The organism is Rahnella sp. RcJ3 (assembly GCF_009498575.1).
Taxonomy (GTDB): Bacteria; Pseudomonadota; Gammaproteobacteria; order Enterobacterales; family Enterobacteriaceae; genus Rahnella; species Rahnella aceris.
In genome coordinates this window covers 62,186-82,295 of sequence record NZ_QSNX01000007.1, presented here as the reverse complement: position 1 = coordinate 82,295, position 20,110 = coordinate 62,186, and the positions used below count along the sequence as shown (strand labels likewise).

Sequence of the window (20,110 nt, the reverse complement as noted above, 5' to 3'; positions counted from 1 at the left end):
TCTTTTTGCGCGGGTTGTAACCCGATGGGAGGGAACCGCGCAGCGGCGGGATTTTGCGGCTATCACTGCGGCTGATGGAACATAGTCAGCGAGCGGAGCGCGCAGTGAAAGAGCCCGGGGGGGCTTGGGGGGCGGCGGCGATAAGCCGCCCCCCAAGTCGGTGTGGGCCGACGCCCACGACCTTGACCTGAAGGCCAGTTTGCACAGCATGCGCAAAAAACTAATTAATTTTTGCCCCAAGCCTCTCCACTCTTTCAATCCCTCTTCTGACATCTTCAAAGGTAATATCCATGGGCATGTTCGCCATATCTGGCGTGCTCAGACTGCGGTCAATAATCACGGCCAGATCCTGCTCCGTCAGCCCTGTCGCGATATGCGCTAACTGTGTTGGTATGGCACTGTCGCGGGCCAGGGCGATGGCGGTCAGCAACTCATCGTCGCTGCGGTTTTCCAGTGCCAGCATGCACAGGTTGCTGTAACCGACCAGTAAACCATGAGGGATATGGCGGGTTTTCGGGCAGACGGTGAAACCTTCATATAACGCATGGGCAGCGCCGGTGTGTGCGCCGTTGCTCATGACTGAGGTCAGTCCGGCGTAAAGGAAAATGGCATCGAGCACCTGTTCGAGGGCGTTGTTGGCTTTGCCGTCATGCACCGCAAAACAGGCGTCGGCGGCGAAATGTTCGATCAGGGTGTAACACAATTCACTGTTGGTTCTGGCGACACCTGCCAGGCCGGTAAGCTGATTCAGGTCGCTGATGGCACGATATTCGTACCATTTTGCCAGCGTATCGCCGATGCCCGCTGAGAGCCATTGCAGCGGGGCGGTGGCCAGTAAATCAGCGTCGATCACCACCGCAGCGGGGCCACAGGGTAACGGCATCATGTCACGGAATTCACCGTCCTGATGATAACGGAACGCCAGCGAGGTCACCGCCGAACAGGTGCCCGCAATGCTCGGCAGTGTCACCACCGGAATATTGCACGCCACGCCTGCCGCTTTGGCGGTATCCAGCGCTTTTCCGCCACCGGTGGCGATAATCACTTCCACCCCTTGCGTGCGGAACACGTCTGCCAGCCGGTTGATTTCCTCCTGACAACACACGCCGTTGAAGATTTCACTGCCAAGATAGCTGACCATCTGCTGCTCGAGCTGATCCGCGACTTTCGCCTCGACGCTGGCAATGGCGCGTTTGCCGCCCACTAACATTGCCCGCTGGCCTAAGCGTCCGCACATCGCGCCCAGATGCTTAATAGCGCCGCGCCCGCGCAGCACGCTGGCAGGAAATACCAAACGATGGGTGAACATGCATGCCCTCATAAACTCAGGTGTTTTATGAAGTATAGAAGGCGCGCAGCAGAGCGTAAGAATATCAGCGGCGGCGCTGACGCACGACGTCGTGGGTTTTGCGCAAGGCGTCGCGCGCACCCGGCAGACGCTGCGCGACACCGATAAACAGACAGTCGATGATCAGCAACTGGCTGGTCCGGCTGGCCATCGCCGCGGCCCGAAAACCCATTTCGCGGCTGCTGGTTCGTAACACGATATCGGCCTTGCGGGCGAGAGCGGCACGGCCATTGGCGGTGATCGCCAGCGTTGTTGCCCCCGCGGCTTTAGCCTGTGTAAGCGCTTCAATGACATCTGCCGTCTGGCCGGAGTGGGAAATCGCCAGCGCGGCATCTGCATTCGTTAACTGACAGGCGCTCACCAGACTTTCGTCTGTGCTGCCAAAAGTCTGGGCGACAACGCCGATGCGCCGCAGTTTCTGGCAGAAGTCCTGAGCAACCAGCGCTGAGGCACCGGTGCCGTAAATATCAATCCGGCGTGCCTGTGAAAGGATACTGACCGCCTGTTCCAGCGTTGCTGCGCTGAGGAGCTGCGTGGTCTCGGTCGCGCCTTTGACCTCGAATTCCAGCAGCTTTTGCAGGATCTGCTTGGGCGAATCATTGTCGCCGATATCCGCCGCCAGGGGCATCTCGATGGGCATCGGACTGGAGGTTTCTGCGGCCAACGCCAGCCGCAGCGCCGGATAGCCGGTAAACCCCAGCCGTTTGCTGGTGCGTACCACCGTGGCGGTGCTGGTTTCAGCGTATTTTGCCAGTTCCGTCACGCCCATTTTCGCCACACCCAGCGGATTGAGCCTGATAATGGTGATGATGCGTTTTTCCGCCGGAGAAAAACTGCCCTGTAATGCGTTCAGACGTGACTGCAGGTCACTGCCATTCATGCTTATTCCTCCAGTTCACGTAAATGATCGTCTTTTCGTAACGTCATCAGCGCAAACAGGCTGACCACGCAGGTGGCGACCACGTAATACGCCGGAATATCCAGATTGCCGGTCTCTTTAATCAGACCGGTTATGATCAAACCGGCACAGCCGGAGAACACGGCGTTCGACAATGAATAGGATAATCCCAGACCGGTATAACGCACGCGGGTCGGGAACATTTCCGCCAGCATCGCCGGGCCGGGACCGGCAATCATGCCAATTGTTGCCCCGGCAATCAGCACTGCAATGCCTTTCGCCAGCAGACTGCTTTCAGGGTTTTGCAGCAAATGCAGCAACGGAAAACTCAGCACGATGACGGCAAATACGGCAATCATCATGACCTTTTTACGGCCGATTTTATCGCTCAGCCAGCCGGAAGGCAGAATAGCCAGCGCGAAACCGACGTTCGCCAGCACGGTGGCCACCAGTGCCTGTAAAAACGTGGCGTGCAGGGAGGTTTGCAGATAAGACGGCATCACCACCAGGAAGGTATAACCGCCCGCCGACCAGCCCATCATGCGGCCAATCCCCAGCGCAATAGCTTTGGCGGTGGCGACAGCAGAGGCTTTTTCAGCGGCTGTTTTTTGCGCTTTCGGTTCGGCCTTTTTACTGGCAACAAAGTTGGGTGTTTCATCGAGTTTCAGGCGCAGATACAACGCCACCAGCCCCATCGGCAGCGCCAGAAGGAACGGAATACGCCATCCCCAGTCTTTCATTTGTGCTTCGGGAAGGGTCTGAACCAGCAACGCGACCAGCGCCACGCCGGTCAGCAAGCCCAGCGAAACGGTAAACGACTGCCACGCGCCGTAAATACCGCGTTTGCCTTTCGGTGCGAATTCGGTCATCAGGGAGACCGCGCCACCGAATTCACCGCCCGCAAACAAGCCCTGGAACATGCGCATCAGTGTCAGTAACAGCGGCGCGGCTACACCAATCTGCGCATACGTCGGCAGTAAACCAATGATCGCTGTGGCGAGTGTCATCAGCAGAACGACGGCGATCAGTGTCGGCTTGCGGCCAATGCGGTCGCCGATGCGACCAAAAATGATCGCACCAATGGGACGACAGAAAAACGCCAGCGCGAACGACGCATACGTCAGAAGTAACCCGGTCAGGCCGGTCTGGCCTTCCAGCGTGAAAAAGTTACCGGCGATCAGCGTCGCCAGATAACCGTAAACGCCGAATTCATACCATTCGATAAAATTACCGACCGAACCGGCGACGAGCGCGCGGCGTGACTGGCTGGCGGTAGCAGGGGAAATCTGTCCGGTGCGGGTCATCATTAACCTCTTCAGGAAAAGAACATTGTTATAAGAATAGGATGTAAATAATTTTCTAAATTCTGGTGATTATTATGTCAATAATTTTCATGTATTGAACAAAATTAAAGCGGGAAGTGTGGGGTCAGGCAGGTTTTATGGCATAAAAAAGGCTGCGCCTCGAAAGGAGCAGCCTGTTTAAAAGCGGGGCAGTTACAGCGTGTGGATGTCGATACCGTCACCGATATTACTTTTCTGGTAGTAAGCCCGCGGGACTTCTACCTGATACTGTTTGTCAGCGTAAGCGACTTCCAGAATAAAACGTTCGTTTTCGTAAGATTCCACCGGAATAAACCCGAAGAATCCTTCCGTGACGCTGATCGTCCGGGAAGACGGAATAGCGTAACGATGAACAATCCTTGCTCTGAGCGGTTCTTGCTTGCCAGTTAACGTATTCCATACGCGGTTAACGGGTTGCGCCAGAGAATCAATCACCTCTGAGGCCAGCGAGTTAAGAGCGGAGGGCCAGCTCTTCGGTGTTTTCATAGTCATGATAAATACCTCGTTGGTCTATATAACCCAATTCTTATAATTATCCGCGGCTAAGATCCAATCATTTTTTACGCTAAGTTTATTCAGGTTTTGTAAGTGTTTGATTTATCCGGCGACGGTTTTGCGTCTTTTGCCGGATTTACGTTCTGCTAGCAATAACGGGCAGGAAGGGCACATGGCGTGATCGGCCAGATCGTAGCGCAGACAGCATTGCTTGCGGTATTGCGGACTGTCGGGGTCTGAGGGATCTTCCGCGCGCAGCGGCTGAAATAACGGGTTTTTGCCGCCATAACGCAGCTCGCGCGATTCCATCAGCCGCATACCGTCCGAGATATCGGCATTGACCAGCTCTGCCTGTTTGACGCCCCAGCCGACGCGGATTGCCGCGTTGCTCCAGTAAATGCCCGGCTTTAAACCGGAGAATTCTGCCAGCGCTTCGCAAACCGGACGCAATTGCTGTTCGATCATCACATCGAAACGCGCCATCGGTTCAGCGGATGTCAGCGCTTCGCCTTCGCCGTCGAGATAAATTTGCGCAGGTAAGCCTTCTTCCTGCATGCACAGATAGACATTTTCAGCGGCGATAGGCAGTTGCCAGCCGTGACGCAGAGAGACGATCACCCAGCTCGGCAGCAGGGTGGCGAAATACCATTGTGACCACATCGAGATCCGCGCACGGCGTGTGTCGCACTTTGCGGCATCGGCGGCATTGGCATCCAGATAGCGTTTGAGCACGCTGGCGCAACCTTCGGCAGTGGTCAGCAGTGACATCGGCACCGCATTGGTCACCAGCGGTGTCATCGGTTTGAAAGTCTCTGCAACCCAGCTGACCGGCGTTTCGCGGAAACTGTCGAGGAGTGTTTGCATCATCAGGTTATGAAAGTCATTCGGCTTGGTAAATCATGGGAATAGAGTAACGAATATTAAAGCGGAATAGTAATGATTTCGATTTAGATTGAGGGTTTTTGCCTCCCGCAGTGAAGGGGAGGCGCAGAGGAAACGTTAGCAGACGACACTGACGCCAGCCTGTTTCAAAATCTCACGCACAACCTTTTGTTTGTCATTGCTCAGCGGCAGCGCCGGTTTGAGTGAATACACCGGCATTTCACTGATGACTTGTGAAATGGCGTATTTGATGACGTTGTAGATCGGCGTATCCAGCGTGTACAGCGGAGGCAGGAAGGATAACCGTTGTTGCAGTTCTACTGCAGTGGCGAAATCTTTCTCTTTAAAGGCGCGGTAAATTCCGCAGGTGAGTTGCGGGGCGAAGTTGGCGCTGGCGGGGATCGCGCCGTCGCCGCCGAGGATCAGCGTGCCGAACAGATATTCGTCATACCCGGAGAACACGGCGAAATCAGGGCGCTCAGGTTTCACGGCCTGTATCGTTTCGCGAATGTGATTGAGGCTGTCCACGGTATCTTTCAGGCCGACAATGTTCGGGCATTCCAGCGCCAGACGTTTGATCAGGCTGACGGGCAACGGCTGACCCGTCAGTCCCGGATAGTTGTACATGATCACCGGCAAACCCGCGCCTTCAGCAATCGTGCGGTAATGCAGATACAGCGCTTCTTCAGTTATCGGGTTGTAATAAGGATTCACCACCACCACGCCGTCCGCTCCGATACTTTTAGCGTGTTGCGCGAAGGCCAGCGTTTCTGCCGTACCCGGATGCGCTGCGCCGATCAAAACGGGCACGCGCCCGGCAACATGCCTGGTGCAAAACTCAGCCACTTCATGACGCAGCGCCTGAGACATATGCGCGAATTCCCCTGCGCTGCCGAGGAAAAACAGGCCGTTCACGCCGCCTTCAATCGTAAAATCAATCAGACGCGCCATCCCCTGACGGTCAAGCTGCTCATTCTCATTCAGGATCGTTGCGACAGGGGGGATCACGCCATGAAACAGTGGACGGGTCATACATTCGTTCTCCATATGAAAGTGGAAAGTACTTAACACCCCATTTATAGAACGCTGTTTCAAATTTTTATAGCGATGGGATCGAATTACATGGATTTAGCGAAGATTTGGAAGGGAAGTCACAAAGGCGGGGGTAACTCCCTCCCCTGCGAAGGGGAGGGTTGGGGTGGGGTATTAAGGTCAAAAACTGATGTTAAGGTTTGTTTAAACAGGGTGTTAGCCCTTAAAACCCCCTCCCGGCCTCCCCCTTCGCAGGGGGAGGAGCAGGGCAAAACCCGCTCGCGGTGCAGAGTGAAACCCGACCTACATCACCAGTGCCTGACCGTCTTTGCGGGATTCAGTGCCCGCCAGATAGCCGCCTGCCGGATTGGTGACAATCACCTGCGCGCCGCCAAACGAGTGGCCGCTGAGCGGGTCTTCCACGATCAGTTCGTGGCCCATTGCGCGCAGCGCTGCCAGCGTGTTGTGATTGAAGGTGGATTCAATCGCCACCTGACGCCCACCGTTGATCCGCCAGCGCGGCGCATCGATGGCGGCTTGCGGATTTTGTTTATACAGCATCACGCGCAGCGCCAGTTGCAGATGTCCCTGTGCCTGCATCGGACCGCCCATCAGGCCGAACGACATCAGCGGTTTGCCTTCGGCGTCCTGTGCAAAGGCGGGAATGATCGTATGTAGCGTGCGCTTGTTTGGTGCGACACAGTTGGCGTGCGCCGTGTCGAGCGTAAATCCGCAGCCACGGTTTTGCATACTCAGACCGGTACCAGGCACCACGACGCCGGAACCGAAGCCCATGTAGTTCGACTGAATGAAAGAGACCATCATGCCGCTGGAATCTGCCGTCGTCAGATACACGGTGCCGCCCGGACGCGGTGCGCCGTAAGTCACGTCGCTGGCTTTGCTGCGGTCAATGAGTTTTGCCCGCTCTGCCAGATAATCATCGTTCAGGAACAGTTGCGGATCGAAGAACATATGGTCGCTGTCGGTGACGTGCTGGTCCAGATCCGCCAGTGCCAGTTTCATCGCTTCAATACACAAATGCGTGGTTTCCACCGAATCCACCGGCTGGCTGCCGATATTCAGCTTGTCGAGAATGCCCAGTGCAATCAGCGTGGCGATACCCTGACCGTTCGGCGGCAACTCATGAACCGAGCCACCGGCAAACGACTGCTGCAGGGTTTCCACCCAGTCGGCCTGGTGATTCGCCAGGTCATCCAGCGTCATTGCGCCGCCGTGGGCCTGACTGTGCGCCACTATTTTTTCCGCCAGTTCGCCGCGATAAAATGCTTCGCCTTCGGTTCTGGCGATCAGTTCAAGTGAGTCTGCCAGCGCAGGATTACGGAAGATTTCCCCGATTTTCGGCGCACGACCTTCCGGTGCAAAACATTCCATGAAGCCCGGCTGGTTATGCAGTTTTTTCACCGCGATTTCCCACAGGCGACCAATCAGCGGCGATACCGGAAATCCGTTGCGGGCATAATCAATCGCCGGTTGCGCCAGCGTGGTCAGCGGCAGGGTGCCGAAGCGTTTTGCCAGCGCCACCCAGCCGGAGACTGCACCCGGCACGGTGACGGCATCCCAGCCGTAGGTCGGTACGGCATCTAACCCTTTGTCCGCGAAATACTCCGGCGTCCACGCTGCCGGTGAACGGCCTGAAGCGTTGAGTCCGTGGGCTTTTTTGCCGTCCCAGACGATCGCGAATGCGTCACTGCCTGCGCCGTTGCCGCTCGGCTCAAGGACGGTGAGTGCGATGGCAGTGGCGATGGCGGCATCGGCAGCATTACCGCCCAGCATCAGCATTTTCATGCCTGCCTGAGCCGCCAGCGGCTGCGAGGCACAGACCGCATTGGCACCCATCATGGTCGGACGCAGGGTCGGATAAGCCACATTAAAATCGTAATTCTCAGACATGTATTCTTCCTTAAAAAAGCTGCAAACGGTTTATTCAGAACGCGGGTCGAGCGCATCACGCAGCCCGTCACCCAGCAAATTGAAACCCTGTACGGTGAGGAAAATCGCCAGACCGGGGAAAATTGACATCCACGGCGACTGCTCAAGGAAGCTGCGCGCAGTGTTAAGCATCGCGCCCCACGAGGCGTCCGGCGGTTGCTGGCCGAGGCCGAGAAACGACAGGCTGGCTTCGGTGATGATCGCCGAGGCAATCGCCAGCGTCGCCTGCACCAGAATGGGCGACAGCACATTCGGCAGCACATAACGCCAGAGGATCCAGCGGTCGGGCAGACCAATCGCCCGCGCCCCTTCAATGTATTCCTCGTTGCGGATACTCATCACCTGCGCACGCGTCAGGCGGGCAAAAATCGGCATAGCCGAAAGCCCGATGGCGATCATCGCATTACCCAGACTTGGGCCGAGAAAAGCACCCAGCGCAATCGCCAGCACCAGAAACGGACACGACAGCAGCGCTTCGACCACGCGGGAGATAATGCTGTCCATCCAGCCCTGCCAGAAACCGGCGATAAGCCCCAGCGGAACGCCGATCACAATGGCGATAATTACCGACACGCAACCGGCCATCAGCGAGGTACGTGCCCCCCAGAACAGGCGCGATAAAATGTCGCGGCCCAGTTCATCGGTGCCCAGCCAGTGCAGGGCGGAAGGCGCTTTGCGTACCGCCATGAAATCGGCTTTGATCGGATCAAACGGCGAAATCCACGGGGCGAGCAACGCCAGCAAGGCGAAGGTGATGACCAGCACCGCGCCAGTCACTGCGCTTTTATTGCGCAGAAATTTGCTGAGTACGCGGTTCGGCTCGCGGGCAGGGAGTGACGTTGTCACGGAAATCACAGAAACGCTCATCTCAGGCTCTCCGCATGCGTGGGTTGACCAGAACGTACAGCACGTCGGCCAGCAGGTTCATCAGCAGAAAACCGACGGCGACCACCATCACCACGCCCTGAACCACGGCGTAATCGCGGTTAAACACCGAGTCGACAATCATTTTGCCAAAGCCCGGGATGGTGAAAACCTGCTCGCTGAGCACCGCGCCGCCCAGCAGTTCGCCGAACAGCAAGGTGGTCAGGGTGATAATCGGCACCAGCGCATTACGCAGCGCGTGTTTCATGATCACTTTTTTCGGCAGCAGCCCTTTGGCGCGGGCGGTACGGATGTAATCCGCCTTGAGAACCGCAATCATCGCCGCGCGGGCATGGCGCATCAGCGTGGCAGAAAGGCCGGTGCCGAGCACCGCCGCAGGCAGCAGCATGGTTTTCAGGTTTTGCAGCGGATCTTCTGAAAACGGCACGTAACCTGACGCAGGAAGCCAGTGGAGTTTCACGGAGAACAACATAATCAGCAGCACACCCAGCCAGAAATGGGGGATCGAAATCCCCGACAGCGCCAGAAAATTGGTGCCGTTATCTATCCAGGTACCTTTGTTAACGGCCGCCAGCACGCCCATGGTGATACCGATAATCAGCGCCACAATCATCGCCAGCAGCGACAGTTCCAGCGTCACCGGCAGTTTGCTGGCGATCAGTTGTAATACCGGTTCCTGCGTGCGCAGCGACGTACCGAAATCGCCGCGCAGCGCGTTGCCGACCCAGTGGAAATACTGGCTGGGGATCGGGTCATTCAGATGATATTGCTCGCGTAACTGCGCAATCACTGCCGGATCCCGCTCCTCGCCCGCCATCGCGGTGATCGGGTCGCCCGGCAGTAATTTCTGCAACGAGAACACCATCAGCGTGACCAGAAACAACGTCGGTATGGCTGAAATCAGCCGTTTCACCACCAGTTCTAACATTGTCTTTCCTCAGGCAATTACTTGTTCAGCGCCAGACCCTGCAGCCGGATCAGCCCGTCGGCGTAAGGTACGAAACCGGTCACTTTTTTACTCATGCCGAAAATGCGCGGTTCGAAGTACAGATACACCAGCGGATCGTCGAGGTTTTCCTGCACCACAATCTGCTTGTAGAGGGCTTTACGCTTCTCCACATCGCTGGTCAGACGCGCTTCCTGCAACCACTGATCGACCTGCGGATTGCTGTATTTGCCGTCGTTCAGGCCGCCTTTGGTATTGAGGAACGAGAAGATATTGCCGTCCGGATCCGGGCGCCCTGACCAGCCGGACATGCTCATTTTGAATTCGCCGCGTTGCTGGCGATCGAGCAGCGTGGCGTATTCGGTCATTTGCAGATTCAGGTTGATGCCCGCTTCGCTGACCATCGCCTGCAATACCTGCGCAACCTGCTGAGAAGTCGGGTTGTTGGCGACCAGGAAATCAATGGTCAGCGGTGTTTTCACTCCGGCGGCGGCCAGCAGCGCTTTGGCTTTTTCGATATCGCGTTTTGGCACCGGAATGTCGGCGTGATAAGGGCTGGCAGGCGAGAACGCCTGATTCGCCGGAGTATATTGCCCCTGGAATACCACCTGATTCAGGGCGTCACGGTCAATCGCCAGCGACAGCGCCTGACGCACGCGGGCATCTTTCGCCAGCGGCGTATCGGTATTGGCGGTGCCGTTGGCGATATTGATCGTCAGCCCCATGTAACCGAGGCCGGTGGTACTGGCCAGTTGCAGATTACTGTCGGCTTTCACCGTTGCGGTGTCGCTGGCGGCAATGCCTTCGGTGATGTCTAAATCGCCCGCACGCAGGTTGGCAAGGCGAACCGACGCATCCGGAATAGGCAGGAACACCACTTTATCGAAGTGATACGCGCCTTTGTTCCAGTAATTTTCAAAACGCTTAAGCACGATGCGGTCCTGCTGAACGCGGCTGACAAACTCGTACGGGCCGGAACAGACCGGATGCGCCGCCACATTGCCTTTGGCCGTCGCTTCCGGCGCCATCATGGTGCCCGCGCGGTCAGTCAGTTGCATCAGCAACGCGGCGTCTGCGGTTTTCAGATGGAAAACCACGGTGTACGGCGCGGTGACTTCCACGGATTCAATGGAAGAGAGCTCACTTTTGCGCAAAGAACCCGGCAGCGTCAGGTAACGTTCGATATTGTATTTCACCGACGGCGCATCAAATTTCTCGCCATCATGGAAGGTCACGCCTTCGCGCAGATGCAGGGTCAGCGTTTTGCCCTCGTCGCTGTACGCCCAGTCTTTCGCCAGACCCGGCACGATTTTAAGATGCTGATCGACATCCACCAGACGCTCACACATGGCGCTGAACACGAAACGCCCGTAATAGGTGCGCGCCGTGGCCGGATCCAGCATGTCAGGATCACTGCCAAGGCCGATGCGCAGGGTGCTTTCCGCATGGGCGAGGCCCGCAGACGTCAACAACATTAAGGCGGGAATGCAGGCAGTTAAGCGGGGTGCAAATCTCATGGTCGGGTTCCCTGGGTTGAGGTTGGAGTGGAAAGTGAAAGCCGGGACTGGCTCGCTTGTTCAAACAGCGCACGCCGTAAGGTAAAAGCGGCGGACGGCGGCGGAACCAGCACCGAGGTGCGGTCCCGTTGCAGTTCGCTCCAGCGGTGGCAGGCCACCATGCGGTTGTCACTGACGGTTTCGAGTGGCGGTTCCACCAGACGACATTCGTCGGTGGCGAACGCGCAGCGGGTATGGAAACGGCAGCCGGTGGGCATATTGGCCGGATTGGGCATATCGCCCTGTAACATCGGCACCGGACGTTTTACACCGGGTGTGAGCAGCGGCGCGGAGGCAATCAGCGCCTGGGTATACGGATGCAGCGGCTGATCAAAAATGTCATCGGTGCGGGCCAGTTCCACGATTTGCCCGAGGTACATCACCGCCACACGGTCGCTCATATGGCGGATCACTGCCAGACCGTGCGCGACGACAATCATCGTCAGACCAAACTGTTGTTTCAGGCTTTCCAGCAGATTCACCACCTGCGCCTGCACTGACACATCCAGCGCCGACACCGGTTCATCCCCCAGCAGCAGTTTCGGCGAGGACGCCAGTGCGCGGGCGATACCGATGCGCTGGCGCTGACCGCCGGAAAACTCATGCGGATAGCGGTTGCTGAATGCGGCGGGCAGGCCGACCGTGGTCAGCAGTTCGCGCACTTTTTCCTGTCTGTCTGCTTTACCACTGACAATGTTGTGCAGCCACAGCGGTTCGCCGACGATTTCTTCCACGGTCATGCGCGGGTTGAGTGAGGCAAACGGATCCTGAAAGATGATTTGCAGGTCGCGGCGCAGCTTTTTCATCTGTTCAGCCGAAAACTGTTTCAGGTTTTCGCCTTCATAAAACACGTCACCGTCGGAGGCGCTGAGCAACTGCAATAACAGGCGACCCAGGGTTGACTTCCCTGAGCCGGATTCGCCGACAATCGCCAGCGTTTCGCCATGCCAGACGCGCAAAGACACACGATCTACCGCCTGCACGATTTTCGGTTTGCTGAATAGTGACGATGGCCCTTTAAAGACTTTGCTCAGCGCGGCGGCTTCCAGAATGGGGCGGGGAGTGAGGCTCATGCGCAGGCTCCTTCGGCGGATAACACGAAATAGTTTTCCAGCGGCGCAAAGAAACAGGCGACGTGGTGCGGCGACTGATTCAGGGCGCGCAATGGCGGACGCTCCTGGTGGCAGCGTTCGGTGGCGAACGGGCAGCGTGTCGAGAAGCGGCAGCCCTGCGGCATGTCTTTCGGTAACGGCACGGCACCGGGAATGGTGGACAGCGCGCCCTGACGCGGAGCCAGCGACGGCATCGACCCCATCAGCCCGATGGTGTAAGGATGCTGCGGATTATTGAAAATATCGGTCACCAGACCCTGTTCGACGATCTGCCCGGCGTACATCACCGCCACACTGTCGGCGACTTCCGCCACCACACCCAGGTCGTGGGTGATCAGCAATAATGCGCTGCCGGTTTCCTGCTGAATACGGTTGAGCAGGGCGAGGATTTGCGCCTGAATGGTGACGTCCAGCGCGGTGGTCGGTTCGTCGGCAATCAGCAACTGCGGACGGTTGATCAGCGCCATGGCAATCATCACCCGCTGGCGCATACCGCCGGAAAGCTGGTGCGGATAAGCCTCCATCCGCAGTTCCGGCGCAGGAATCTGCACCTTTTTCAGGATTTCCAGCGCCTGTTCGCGGGCCGGTTTTTTGCCGACACCCTGATGACGCATCACCGCTTCGGCAAGCTGATCGCCCAGTGTCAGCGCCGGATTGAGTGATGTCATTGGCTCCTGAAAAATCATCGCCAGTTCCTGACCGCGCAGGTCGGCGTACTGACGCTCAGATAGCCCGAGCAGCGAGGTATCATTGAGCCGGATATCGCCCTGCAACACTTTGGCGCTGGCGGGCAATAACCCCATCAGCGCCAGCGACGTCACGCTTTTGCCGCAACCTGATTCGCCCACCAGCGCCAGCGTTTTTCCGGCTTCCAGTTGTAAGGAAATACCGTCGAGCACGGTCGCGGGAGAACCGGAAAATTGCACCCTCAGGTCGTTAATGTGTAACAGCGGCCTGACGGGTCCGGCGGGGTCAGTCATCAGTAAAATCCTCGTCATCATCATGCAGGGTTGAAAGAAATGCCTGTTGCAGCGCCAGAAGGTGCTCGCGCATGACTTTCGCGGCTTCTTTCGGCTGGCGTGCGGCGATGTGTTCTACGATACGTTCATGGTGATCGTCGTAACGGTTCAGGCGCTCCTGATTGCGTGCCGCGTTGCGCACCGCCAGCCAGCTCGGGTCACGGCGGATGGCGTCGACGGCATCAAACAGACCTAGCAACAACCGGTTACCCGCGGCATCGGCAATAGCGCGGTGAAAGGCGCTGTCCCACAGCTCAATCTGATCCGGATCACCGCGCGACATCGTTTTCACTTTGTCCAGTAAACGGCGCATCAGCTGGATTTGTTCCGGCGTAGCGCGCAGTGCGGCGTATTTCGCCAGCCCCGGTTCGATTTGCAGACGGGCTTCCATCACTTCCTGCAAGTTGGATTGTTTCGGTAACGCCTGCAGGCTCAGCGGCTGGGCAGGACCATTCGGCCCGATAAACGTGCCTTTCCCCTGCTTGCGCCACACGCGACCTTCTTCTTCCAGCACATCCAGCGCCCGGCGGATTTCACGGCGGCCGACATCAAACATTTGCATCAGATCGCGCTCCGCAGGCAGTGGCTGCGTCTGATCCGGATGCTGTTGTATCAACTGGCGTAGCTGTTCCAGCGCTGAATTCGATGTGCCGTTAGAAGGGGGTAGCGCCCCGGAGTGCGTTGTCATATGTCATTTTCCCGCTGGGAATTAAATCGTTAATCAGTCCTTTGCATTTTCTGAACCAATTTTGTAATGGTTCATGGAAAAGTTTTGCAAACAGGAGAATTTGTTTTTAATTTCAAAAGACTAAAATTTACGCACTTTAGTCAGAGGATCGTTTTATTTTTTTATAAGATATTGATATTAATCTTATATGCACAAGTGTAGTGCGTTAAATTAATGTTAACGGATCGTAATGGTGCGTGATTTTGCGGGATGAGAAGCCGATCAAATAAATGGAATAAGTTGGCTAATGGTTCGCTATTTCGTTGCTTTACCAAAGAAGGAAAGGGTCGGGCGGGGTATTAAGGAATAATTCGCAAGCCGGAGCGGACACGGGCAGTGGTTTCGTCTGCAAGTTTGTGAGTAATGGTGAAGTTTTCGCAGGGGAGCCAGAGAATTCAGTTCAGCTCCCTCCCCTGCGAAGGGGAGGGTTGGGGTATTAATGCAAAATCAGATAGTTAAAGTGTACTTTGACCGGGTGTTAACCCTTAAAACCCCCTCCCAGCCTCCCCCTTCGCAGGGGGAGGAGCTAAAACAATCGTCAGAAATAACAGGCTTATATACCGCTGTTCCCCCGATCACTCTCGGCACAAACCGTGTTTAATACCTATCATCAGAGAGGTGCGAACCCGGTTAGTCGTGACTCTGAGGGTTGAGGGCGCCCAAAGAAATACCCCTGGAACAACGTACAACCTTCTTCTTTCAGACGCCGGAACTGCTCGTCGGTTTCCACACCTTCTGCCGTGGTCTGAATGTCCAGACTGCGGCTCATGCCGGTGATGGCACGGATAATTGCCAGCGCTTCGCGGCTGTCGTGCATGTCGTTAATGAATGACCGGTCTATTTTGATTTTGTCGAACGGGAAAGAGCGCAGATAACTCAGCGACGAATACCCGGTGCCGAAATCGTCCAGCGCAATCCGCACACCCAGCGATTTCAGTTTCCGCAATGTGCTGATATTGCCAAGCGTGTTATCGAGCAATACCGATTCCGTGATTTCCACTTCCAGACGTGACGGATCCAGCCCTGAGGCTTCCAGCGCTGATTCCACCACCGACAGCAGCCCGCTGTTTTTGAACTGAATCGGTGAAAGGTTAACGGCAACCGTCTGACTGCCTTTCCAGCTTGCGGCTTCGCGGCAGGCTTCGTGCAACGCAAATGAGCCAAGACTGTGGATCAGCCCCGTTTCTTCGGCAATCGGAATGAAATCGACCGGCATGATCAGCCCGTTTTCCGGATGATGCCAGCGCATGAGCGCCTCGTAACCCATTACGGCATCGTGGCGGGCATCAGTGATCGGCTGGTAGTAAAGACGCAACTGATTACAGGTAATGGCGTCGCGTAAGTCCATTTCGACCACCCGGCGTTTGCGCGCGGCGGCATCCATCTCAAGGCGGAAATCTTCATAACGGTTGCGGCCGTTACGTTTGGCTTCATACAGCGCCATGTCCGCACAACGCAGCAATTGATCGGGGGTGTTTTCCGTCGAACCGGCGAGCGCAATACCGATGCTCAGGCCGACGGATAACGAATGGCCATCGATAATGACTGGCGGACGTACTGATTCAATCAGGCGTTTGGAAATCTGGTGCGCGGCAGAAATGTCTTTCAGCCCCGGCAGCACCACGGCAAATTCGTCACCGCCGATGCGTGCCAGCGTGTCGTCATCGCGCAGCGTCATGCGCAGACGTTTGGCTATCGCGCGCAGCAGTTCGTCACCAACCTGATGGCCGAGCGCGTCATTGACGTTCTTGAAGTTATCGAGATCCAGACACAGCGTGGCGGTGTGGCTGTGAGTATAGCTGTCGCGCTGCAAGGCTTCACTGAGACGCTGGCTGAACAGAATGCGGTTCGGCAGACTGGTGAGGTTGTCGTGATGCGCCATGTGGTGAATACGGGCGTGGGCGGCCTGTTGGTCCGTCACGTCATCAGCAATCATCATCACGTAGCTGGTCTGAGGATCGTGCCCGCGGATCACCGAACTGGTGGTCTGCAACGTCCGGTCGCCAATAGCCGTCAGTAATTGCTGCTCGCTGCGGTGCAGGCCTTCTGCGCGCAAACATTCATCCGATTGCTTATTAATAAAGGTGCTCAGTCCGATGCCCATACAATCCTGCGGGCGTTTACCGAGCATTTTGTCGCGGGGAATCCCCAGCAGACGCTCTGCCTGGCGGTTGACCAGCAGAATTTCGCGCGAGACGGCATTCTCGACAATCACCGAGGACGGGATATTGGCGATCACGGTATTGAGGAAATGTGACAGGGACGAGAGCTGCTCGCTGTTGGATTCGGCCAGTTCTTTGGCCTGCAACAGGGCCTTTTCCGTTTCACGACGCTCCGTGACATCACGGGTGATTTTGGCAAATCCGATGATTTCCCCGGCTTCGCGTAAGGCTTCAATAATAATGTGCGCCCAGAAGCGTGAGCCGTCTTTGCGCTGTCGCCAGCCTTCGGATTCGTAACGGCCAGTGGAACGCGCCGTTTCCAGCCCGCGTTGCGGCCAGCCGTTTTGTCTGTCTTCTTCGGTGTAAAAACAGGAAAAGTGCTTACCGACAACTTCTTCAGGCGTATAACCTTTCGCCCGCTGCGCACCGGCATTCCAGTTCGCAATATGGCCATCGGGAGTCAGCATATAAATCGCATAGTCTTCTACGCGCTGAACCAGCAATCGATAAAGTACATCAGAATCTTCACTCATATTTTTTGCCTGATAGCTGGCCGTCTCTGCACGGGGTCCGTCCAAATCAGAGTCCGGCTAAATAGTGCGCCTGTTCCCGACGCATTTTTGCTGTGATGTGCCCGTGAAACGTTAGCATAAGAAAATTCTTACTTCGCCAAATTTTGCTTCTAACGTGCTTAAATTTAAGCGTATTTAGCAAAAAGATCGGCCTTAAGTGAAATCTGTTATTTGGGTTTTAACTAACGGGAGTGTTATCGGCAGGGAAGTTCGGGGCTTTAATAAAAAGGCACATAATGTTCATGCGTTACAAGCAGTTAATCAGCATGTAAAAAAGCCGCAACAATGTGCGGCAGAGTCTTTGGCGCTTAAAGGCGCTCAGGATTGAAACAACAATCAGGATAAAGCTGAATCCGCTGTGTTTAACGGATAATTTAAACCGCGTTTAGGGAAAGCTGATGGAGGCGCAGGGGCCGTTAATCACCGAATCCCGCAAAATAAGTTCAGACACAAACTTATTCTGTTGGGATAAATAACCGCCATCGAGCATGGAAATAATCTGACTGATGACTTCACTGACCATATCGCTGACCGGATCTTTCACACTTGATAATGCCGGAATAAGAAACGGCGCGGTCGGGATATTATCAAACCCGATCACCGAAACCTGTGCGGGTACGGCAATACCGGCTTCGTTCAGTTTTTTCATCGCGCCGATCGCCATTTCATCGTTACTGGCGAGAATTGCGCTGAAAGTCTGACCGGTCATCAGCAGGGTTTCCACGGCGGCAGCACCGCTGGCTGGCGACCATTTTCCCTGCGCAATCAGCGATTCCCTGACCGGCAATCCGGCTGCGGCGAGCGCCTCTTTATAACCCGAAAGACGTTCTATCGCCGTCGGGGAATCCAGGGAACCGGTGATAAACGCAATATTATGGTGACCGTGTTCAATCAGGGTCTGCGTGGCATTAAAACCGGAACCTTTGTGGTCGCAGTAAATACAATGGCTCTGGTGTTTGCGCAATTTACGGTTAACCACCATCACCGGTTTTTTATATTTATCGATGATCTCATCCATTTCATCAACGGATAAAAAGCGCGGATAAATAATAATGCCGTCGCAGCGCAAATCATGCAGAAACTGAATGGCTTCCCGCTCTTCTTCGGCGCTGTGTTTACCATCGACCAGGATCAACTGACGTCCGTTGGCATCGAGTTTTTTGGCGGCCTGTGAGATTAACTCGCTGAAATAATTGCCGTTATACAGGGTATTGGTGACAACCAGTCCGATGCACATTGACTTGCTGGTCGCCAGATTCCGTGCCAGCAGATTCGGCCGGTAGCCCGCTTCCTCAATGGCTTTAAATACCTGATCTTTCGTTTCCTGGCTCACATAACCTTTACCGGAAAGTACACGGGAAACGGTGGCTTTGGAGACGCCCGCTTTATTAGCCACTTCCTGCATTGTCGACATCAGGGCTTCCTGAAAGTGAAAAATGATGCGTCATTCTACACATTTCAGCCGTTTTACGATGTTTTTGGCATAACAGAACGGCAGTGAGAGATCATCATCACAAAAATAAAACAACGTTGCATTTTTTTATTGAAGTTACAGAAGGAACTGCACATTCTCGTATGAAACCGGTTACCTATCGTTTCACAGCCTTTCATAAAAAAAGCATAACGTTCATAAAAAGTGGTTTCACAGGAGCCAGGGCTTCTGAAAAACATTCATAACCCTATGAATCTGAGAGAGTTGTACACATGTCTAAAAATTTTGCAGCAATATCACAGTCGATTGTGGATGCCATCGGCGGCGCACAGAACGTTGCGGCAGTGACACACTGCATGACGCGCCTGCGCTTTGTGCTGAATGACGAATCTGTTGTTGATGCCGCCACACTGAAAGCCATTACCGGCGTGATGGGCGTGGTGCGCAACGAAAAACAGTGCCAGGTGATCATCGGTAACAACGTTTCTCAGGCGTACGCTGAAGTGCTGAAACTGCTGCCGGAAGGCTTCTCAGCCAGTGACGACAGCGCTGCACCGGCGAAAAATAAAATCACCCTGAAACGTATCGGCTCCGGCATTCTGGATGCGCTGATCGGCACCATGTCGCCGCTGATCCCGGCCATTATCGGTGGTTCAATGGTGAAACTGCTGGCGATGATCCTGGATATGACCGGCGTGTTCGACAAGGGCGCTTCCACGCTGGTGATCCTCAATACCATCGGCGACGGTGCGTTCTTCTTCCTGCCGGTGATGGTGGCGGCGTCGGCAGCGGTGAAATTTAAAACCAATATGTCGCTGGCGATTGCGATTGCCGGGATCCTTGTCCATCCGGCATTTATCGATTTAATGGCGAAAGCGGCACAGGGGCAGAAAGTCGAATTTATTGGCATTTCCGTCACGGCGGTGAAATACACCTACACCGTTATTCCGGCGCTATGCATGACCTGGCTGCTGTCTTACATTGAAAAATGGGTCGATCGCATTACACCGGTTGTCACTAAAAACTTCCTCAAACCGATGCTGATTATGCTGATTGCCGCACCGATCGCCATCATGCTGATTGGTCCGCTGGGCATCTGGATCGGTACCGGGATTTCAGCGGTGGTGTATACCGTTCACAGTTATCTGGGCTGGCTTTCTGTCGCCATTATGGGCGCGGCCTGGCCGCTGCTGGTGATGACCGGCATGCACCGCGTATTCACGCCAACCATTATTCAGACCATCGCGGAAACCGGCAAAGAGGGCATGGTGATGCCGTCCGAAATTGGCGCGAACCTGTCACTGGGCGGTTCTTCACTGGCGGTCGCGTGGCGTACCAAAAACCCGGAACTGCGTCAGACTGCGCTGGCCGCAGCGGCTTCAGCGATTGTCGCCGGGATTTCCGAACCCGCCTTGTACGGCGTGGCGCTGCGGCTGAAACGTCCGCTGATCGCCTGCTTAATCAGCGGCTTTATTTGCGGTGGCGTGGCGGGATTAGGCGGACTCGCCAGCCATTCGATGGCGTCGCCGGGGCTGTTTACCAGCGTGCAGTTCTTCGACCCGTCGAATCCGATGAGCATTGTCTGGGTGGTGGGCGTGATGGTCCTCGCGGTGGTGATCTCCTTCTTCACTACCTTGCTGCTCGGATTTGAAGATATTCCGGTGGAAACCGTGGCGCCAAAAAATACAGCGCCGGAATCAACGGCTTCCGCCTCCTTTGCGGTTTCGCAAAGCGCAGTTAAATAAATTAAA

Annotated in this window: 16 protein-coding genes; 1 reads left to right on the top strand and 15 read right to left on the bottom strand. The window is 55.7% G+C overall.

What is annotated here, in order from left to right:
- Positions 1–220: 220 nt before the first annotated feature.
- The 15 genes from DXU84_RS11030 to DXU84_RS10960 all read right to left on the bottom strand — a co-directional run bounded on the left by DXU84_RS11030 (position 221) and on the right by DXU84_RS10960 (position 18,341).
- The gene (locus tag DXU84_RS11030) at positions 221–1,309 is read right to left on the bottom strand and encodes an iron-containing alcohol dehydrogenase family protein (RefSeq protein WP_153375721.1); all 1,089 of its coding nucleotides are present in this window, start codon (positions 1,307–1,309) and stop codon (positions 221–223) included.
- Positions 1,310–1,373: 64 nt separating this feature from the next.
- Positions 1,374–2,228, bottom strand: a complete 855-nt coding sequence (locus tag DXU84_RS11025) for a MurR/RpiR family transcriptional regulator (protein ID WP_013575720.1) — start codon at positions 2,226–2,228, stop codon at positions 1,374–1,376.
- Positions 2,229–2,230: 2 nt separating this feature from the next.
- On the bottom strand, positions 2,231–3,550 hold the full coding sequence (locus DXU84_RS11020) for an MFS transporter (protein WP_112152424.1): 1,320 nt from the start codon (positions 3,548–3,550) through the stop codon (positions 2,231–2,233).
- A 192-nt stretch (positions 3,551–3,742) separates the two neighbouring features.
- On the bottom strand, positions 3,743–4,081 hold the full coding sequence (locus DXU84_RS11015; RefSeq protein WP_013575718.1) for a hypothetical protein: 339 nt from the start codon (positions 4,079–4,081) through the stop codon (positions 3,743–3,745).
- Between the two features lie 105 nt (positions 4,082–4,186).
- Positions 4,187–4,951: a siderophore-iron reductase FhuF gene (gene fhuF / locus DXU84_RS11010; RefSeq protein ID WP_013575717.1), complete on the bottom strand. Its 765-nt coding sequence runs from the start codon at positions 4,949–4,951 to the stop codon at positions 4,187–4,189.
- 132 nt (positions 4,952–5,083) lie between these two features.
- The gene (locus tag DXU84_RS11005; protein ID WP_153375719.1) at positions 5,084–5,998 is read right to left on the bottom strand and encodes a dihydrodipicolinate synthase family protein; all 915 of its coding nucleotides are present in this window, start codon (positions 5,996–5,998) and stop codon (positions 5,084–5,086) included.
- A 303-nt stretch (positions 5,999–6,301) separates the two neighbouring features.
- Positions 6,302–7,909, bottom strand: a complete 1,608-nt coding sequence (locus DXU84_RS11000) for a gamma-glutamyltransferase family protein (protein WP_153375717.1) — start codon at positions 7,907–7,909, stop codon at positions 6,302–6,304.
- Positions 7,910–7,939: 30 nt separating this feature from the next.
- The gene (locus DXU84_RS10995; RefSeq protein ID WP_013575714.1) at positions 7,940–8,815 is read right to left on the bottom strand and encodes an ABC transporter permease; all 876 of its coding nucleotides are present in this window, start codon (positions 8,813–8,815) and stop codon (positions 7,940–7,942) included.
- A 1-nt stretch (position 8,816) separates the two neighbouring features.
- On the bottom strand, positions 8,817–9,761 hold the full coding sequence (locus tag DXU84_RS10990) for an ABC transporter permease (RefSeq protein WP_153375715.1): 945 nt from the start codon (positions 9,759–9,761) through the stop codon (positions 8,817–8,819).
- 17 nt (positions 9,762–9,778) lie between these two features.
- Positions 9,779–11,296, bottom strand: coding sequence for an ABC transporter substrate-binding protein (locus tag DXU84_RS10985; protein ID WP_153375713.1), 1,518 nt, complete (start codon positions 11,294–11,296; stop codon positions 9,779–9,781).
- Positions 11,293–12,408 carry an ABC transporter ATP-binding protein gene (locus DXU84_RS10980; protein ID WP_153375711.1) on the bottom strand — a complete coding sequence of 372 codons (1,116 nt, stop codon included), beginning with the start codon at positions 12,406–12,408 and terminating at the stop codon, positions 11,293–11,295. Before DXU84_RS10980 ends, DXU84_RS10985 begins: the two co-directional genes overlap by 4 nt.
- The gene (locus DXU84_RS10975; protein ID WP_013575710.1) at positions 12,405–13,427 is read right to left on the bottom strand and encodes an ABC transporter ATP-binding protein; all 1,023 of its coding nucleotides are present in this window, start codon (positions 13,425–13,427) and stop codon (positions 12,405–12,407) included. The genes DXU84_RS10980 and DXU84_RS10975 overlap by 4 nt, the downstream gene beginning before the upstream one ends.
- On the bottom strand, positions 13,420–14,154 hold the full coding sequence (locus tag DXU84_RS10970) for a FadR/GntR family transcriptional regulator (RefSeq protein ID WP_013575709.1): 735 nt from the start codon (positions 14,152–14,154) through the stop codon (positions 13,420–13,422). The genes DXU84_RS10975 and DXU84_RS10970 overlap by 8 nt, the downstream gene beginning before the upstream one ends.
- A 649-nt stretch (positions 14,155–14,803) precedes the next feature.
- Positions 14,804–16,888, bottom strand: a complete 2,085-nt coding sequence (locus DXU84_RS10965) for a bifunctional diguanylate cyclase/phosphodiesterase (protein WP_013575708.1) — start codon at positions 16,886–16,888, stop codon at positions 14,804–14,806.
- A 424-nt stretch (positions 16,889–17,312) separates the two neighbouring features.
- A complete protein-coding gene (locus DXU84_RS10960) occupies positions 17,313–18,341 on the bottom strand; it encodes a LacI family DNA-binding transcriptional regulator (protein WP_013575707.1) in 1,029 nt (342 codons plus the stop codon).
- A gap of 290 nt (positions 18,342–18,631) precedes the next feature.
- Between DXU84_RS10960 and ascF the strand changes: the two genes are divergently transcribed.
- Positions 18,632–20,104: a PTS cellobiose/arbutin/salicin transporter subunit IIBC gene (gene ascF / locus DXU84_RS10955; RefSeq protein ID WP_013575706.1), complete on the top strand. Its 1,473-nt coding sequence runs from the start codon at positions 18,632–18,634 to the stop codon at positions 20,102–20,104.
- Positions 20,105–20,110: the final 6 nt, after the last annotated feature.

Excerpts from the sequence above, each read along its gene's own strand:
- DXU84_RS11030 (WP_153375721.1), bottom strand. The coding sequence starts at position 1,309 with ATGTTCACCCATCGTTTGGTATTTCCTGCCAGCGTGCTGCGCGGGCGC.
- DXU84_RS11025 (WP_013575720.1), bottom strand. The coding sequence starts at position 2,228 with ATGAATGGCAGTGACCTGCAGTCACGTCTGAACGCATTACAGGGCAGT.
- DXU84_RS11020 (WP_112152424.1), bottom strand. The coding sequence starts at position 3,550 with ATGACCCGCACCGGACAGATTTCCCCTGCTACCGCCAGCCAGTCACGC.
- DXU84_RS11015 (WP_013575718.1), bottom strand. The coding sequence starts at position 4,081 with ATGACTATGAAAACACCGAAGAGCTGGCCCTCCGCTCTTAACTCGCTG.
- fhuF (WP_013575717.1), bottom strand. The coding sequence starts at position 4,951 with ATGATGCAAACACTCCTCGACAGTTTCCGCGAAACGCCGGTCAGCTGG.
- DXU84_RS11005 (WP_153375719.1), bottom strand. The coding sequence starts at position 5,998 with ATGACCCGTCCACTGTTTCATGGCGTGATCCCCCCTGTCGCAACGATC.
- DXU84_RS11000 (WP_153375717.1), bottom strand. The coding sequence starts at position 7,909 with ATGTCTGAGAATTACGATTTTAATGTGGCTTATCCGACCCTGCGTCCG.
- DXU84_RS10995 (WP_013575714.1), bottom strand. The coding sequence starts at position 8,815 with ATGAGCGTTTCTGTGATTTCCGTGACAACGTCACTCCCTGCCCGCGAG.
- DXU84_RS10990 (WP_153375715.1), bottom strand. The coding sequence starts at position 9,761 with ATGTTAGAACTGGTGGTGAAACGGCTGATTTCAGCCATACCGACGTTG.
- DXU84_RS10985 (WP_153375713.1), bottom strand. The coding sequence starts at position 11,296 with ATGAGATTTGCACCCCGCTTAACTGCCTGCATTCCCGCCTTAATGTTG.
- DXU84_RS10980 (WP_153375711.1), bottom strand. The coding sequence starts at position 12,408 with ATGAGCCTCACTCCCCGCCCCATTCTGGAAGCCGCCGCGCTGAGCAAA.
- DXU84_RS10975 (WP_013575710.1), bottom strand. The coding sequence starts at position 13,427 with ATGACTGACCCCGCCGGACCCGTCAGGCCGCTGTTACACATTAACGAC.
- DXU84_RS10970 (WP_013575709.1), bottom strand. The coding sequence starts at position 14,154 with ATGACAACGCACTCCGGGGCGCTACCCCCTTCTAACGGCACATCGAAT.
- DXU84_RS10965 (WP_013575708.1), bottom strand. The coding sequence starts at position 16,888 with ATGAGTGAAGATTCTGATGTACTTTATCGATTGCTGGTTCAGCGCGTA.
- DXU84_RS10960 (WP_013575707.1), bottom strand. The coding sequence starts at position 18,341 with ATGTCGACAATGCAGGAAGTGGCTAATAAAGCGGGCGTCTCCAAAGCC.
- ascF (WP_013575706.1), top strand. The coding sequence starts at position 18,632 with ATGTCTAAAAATTTTGCAGCAATATCACAGTCGATTGTGGATGCCATC.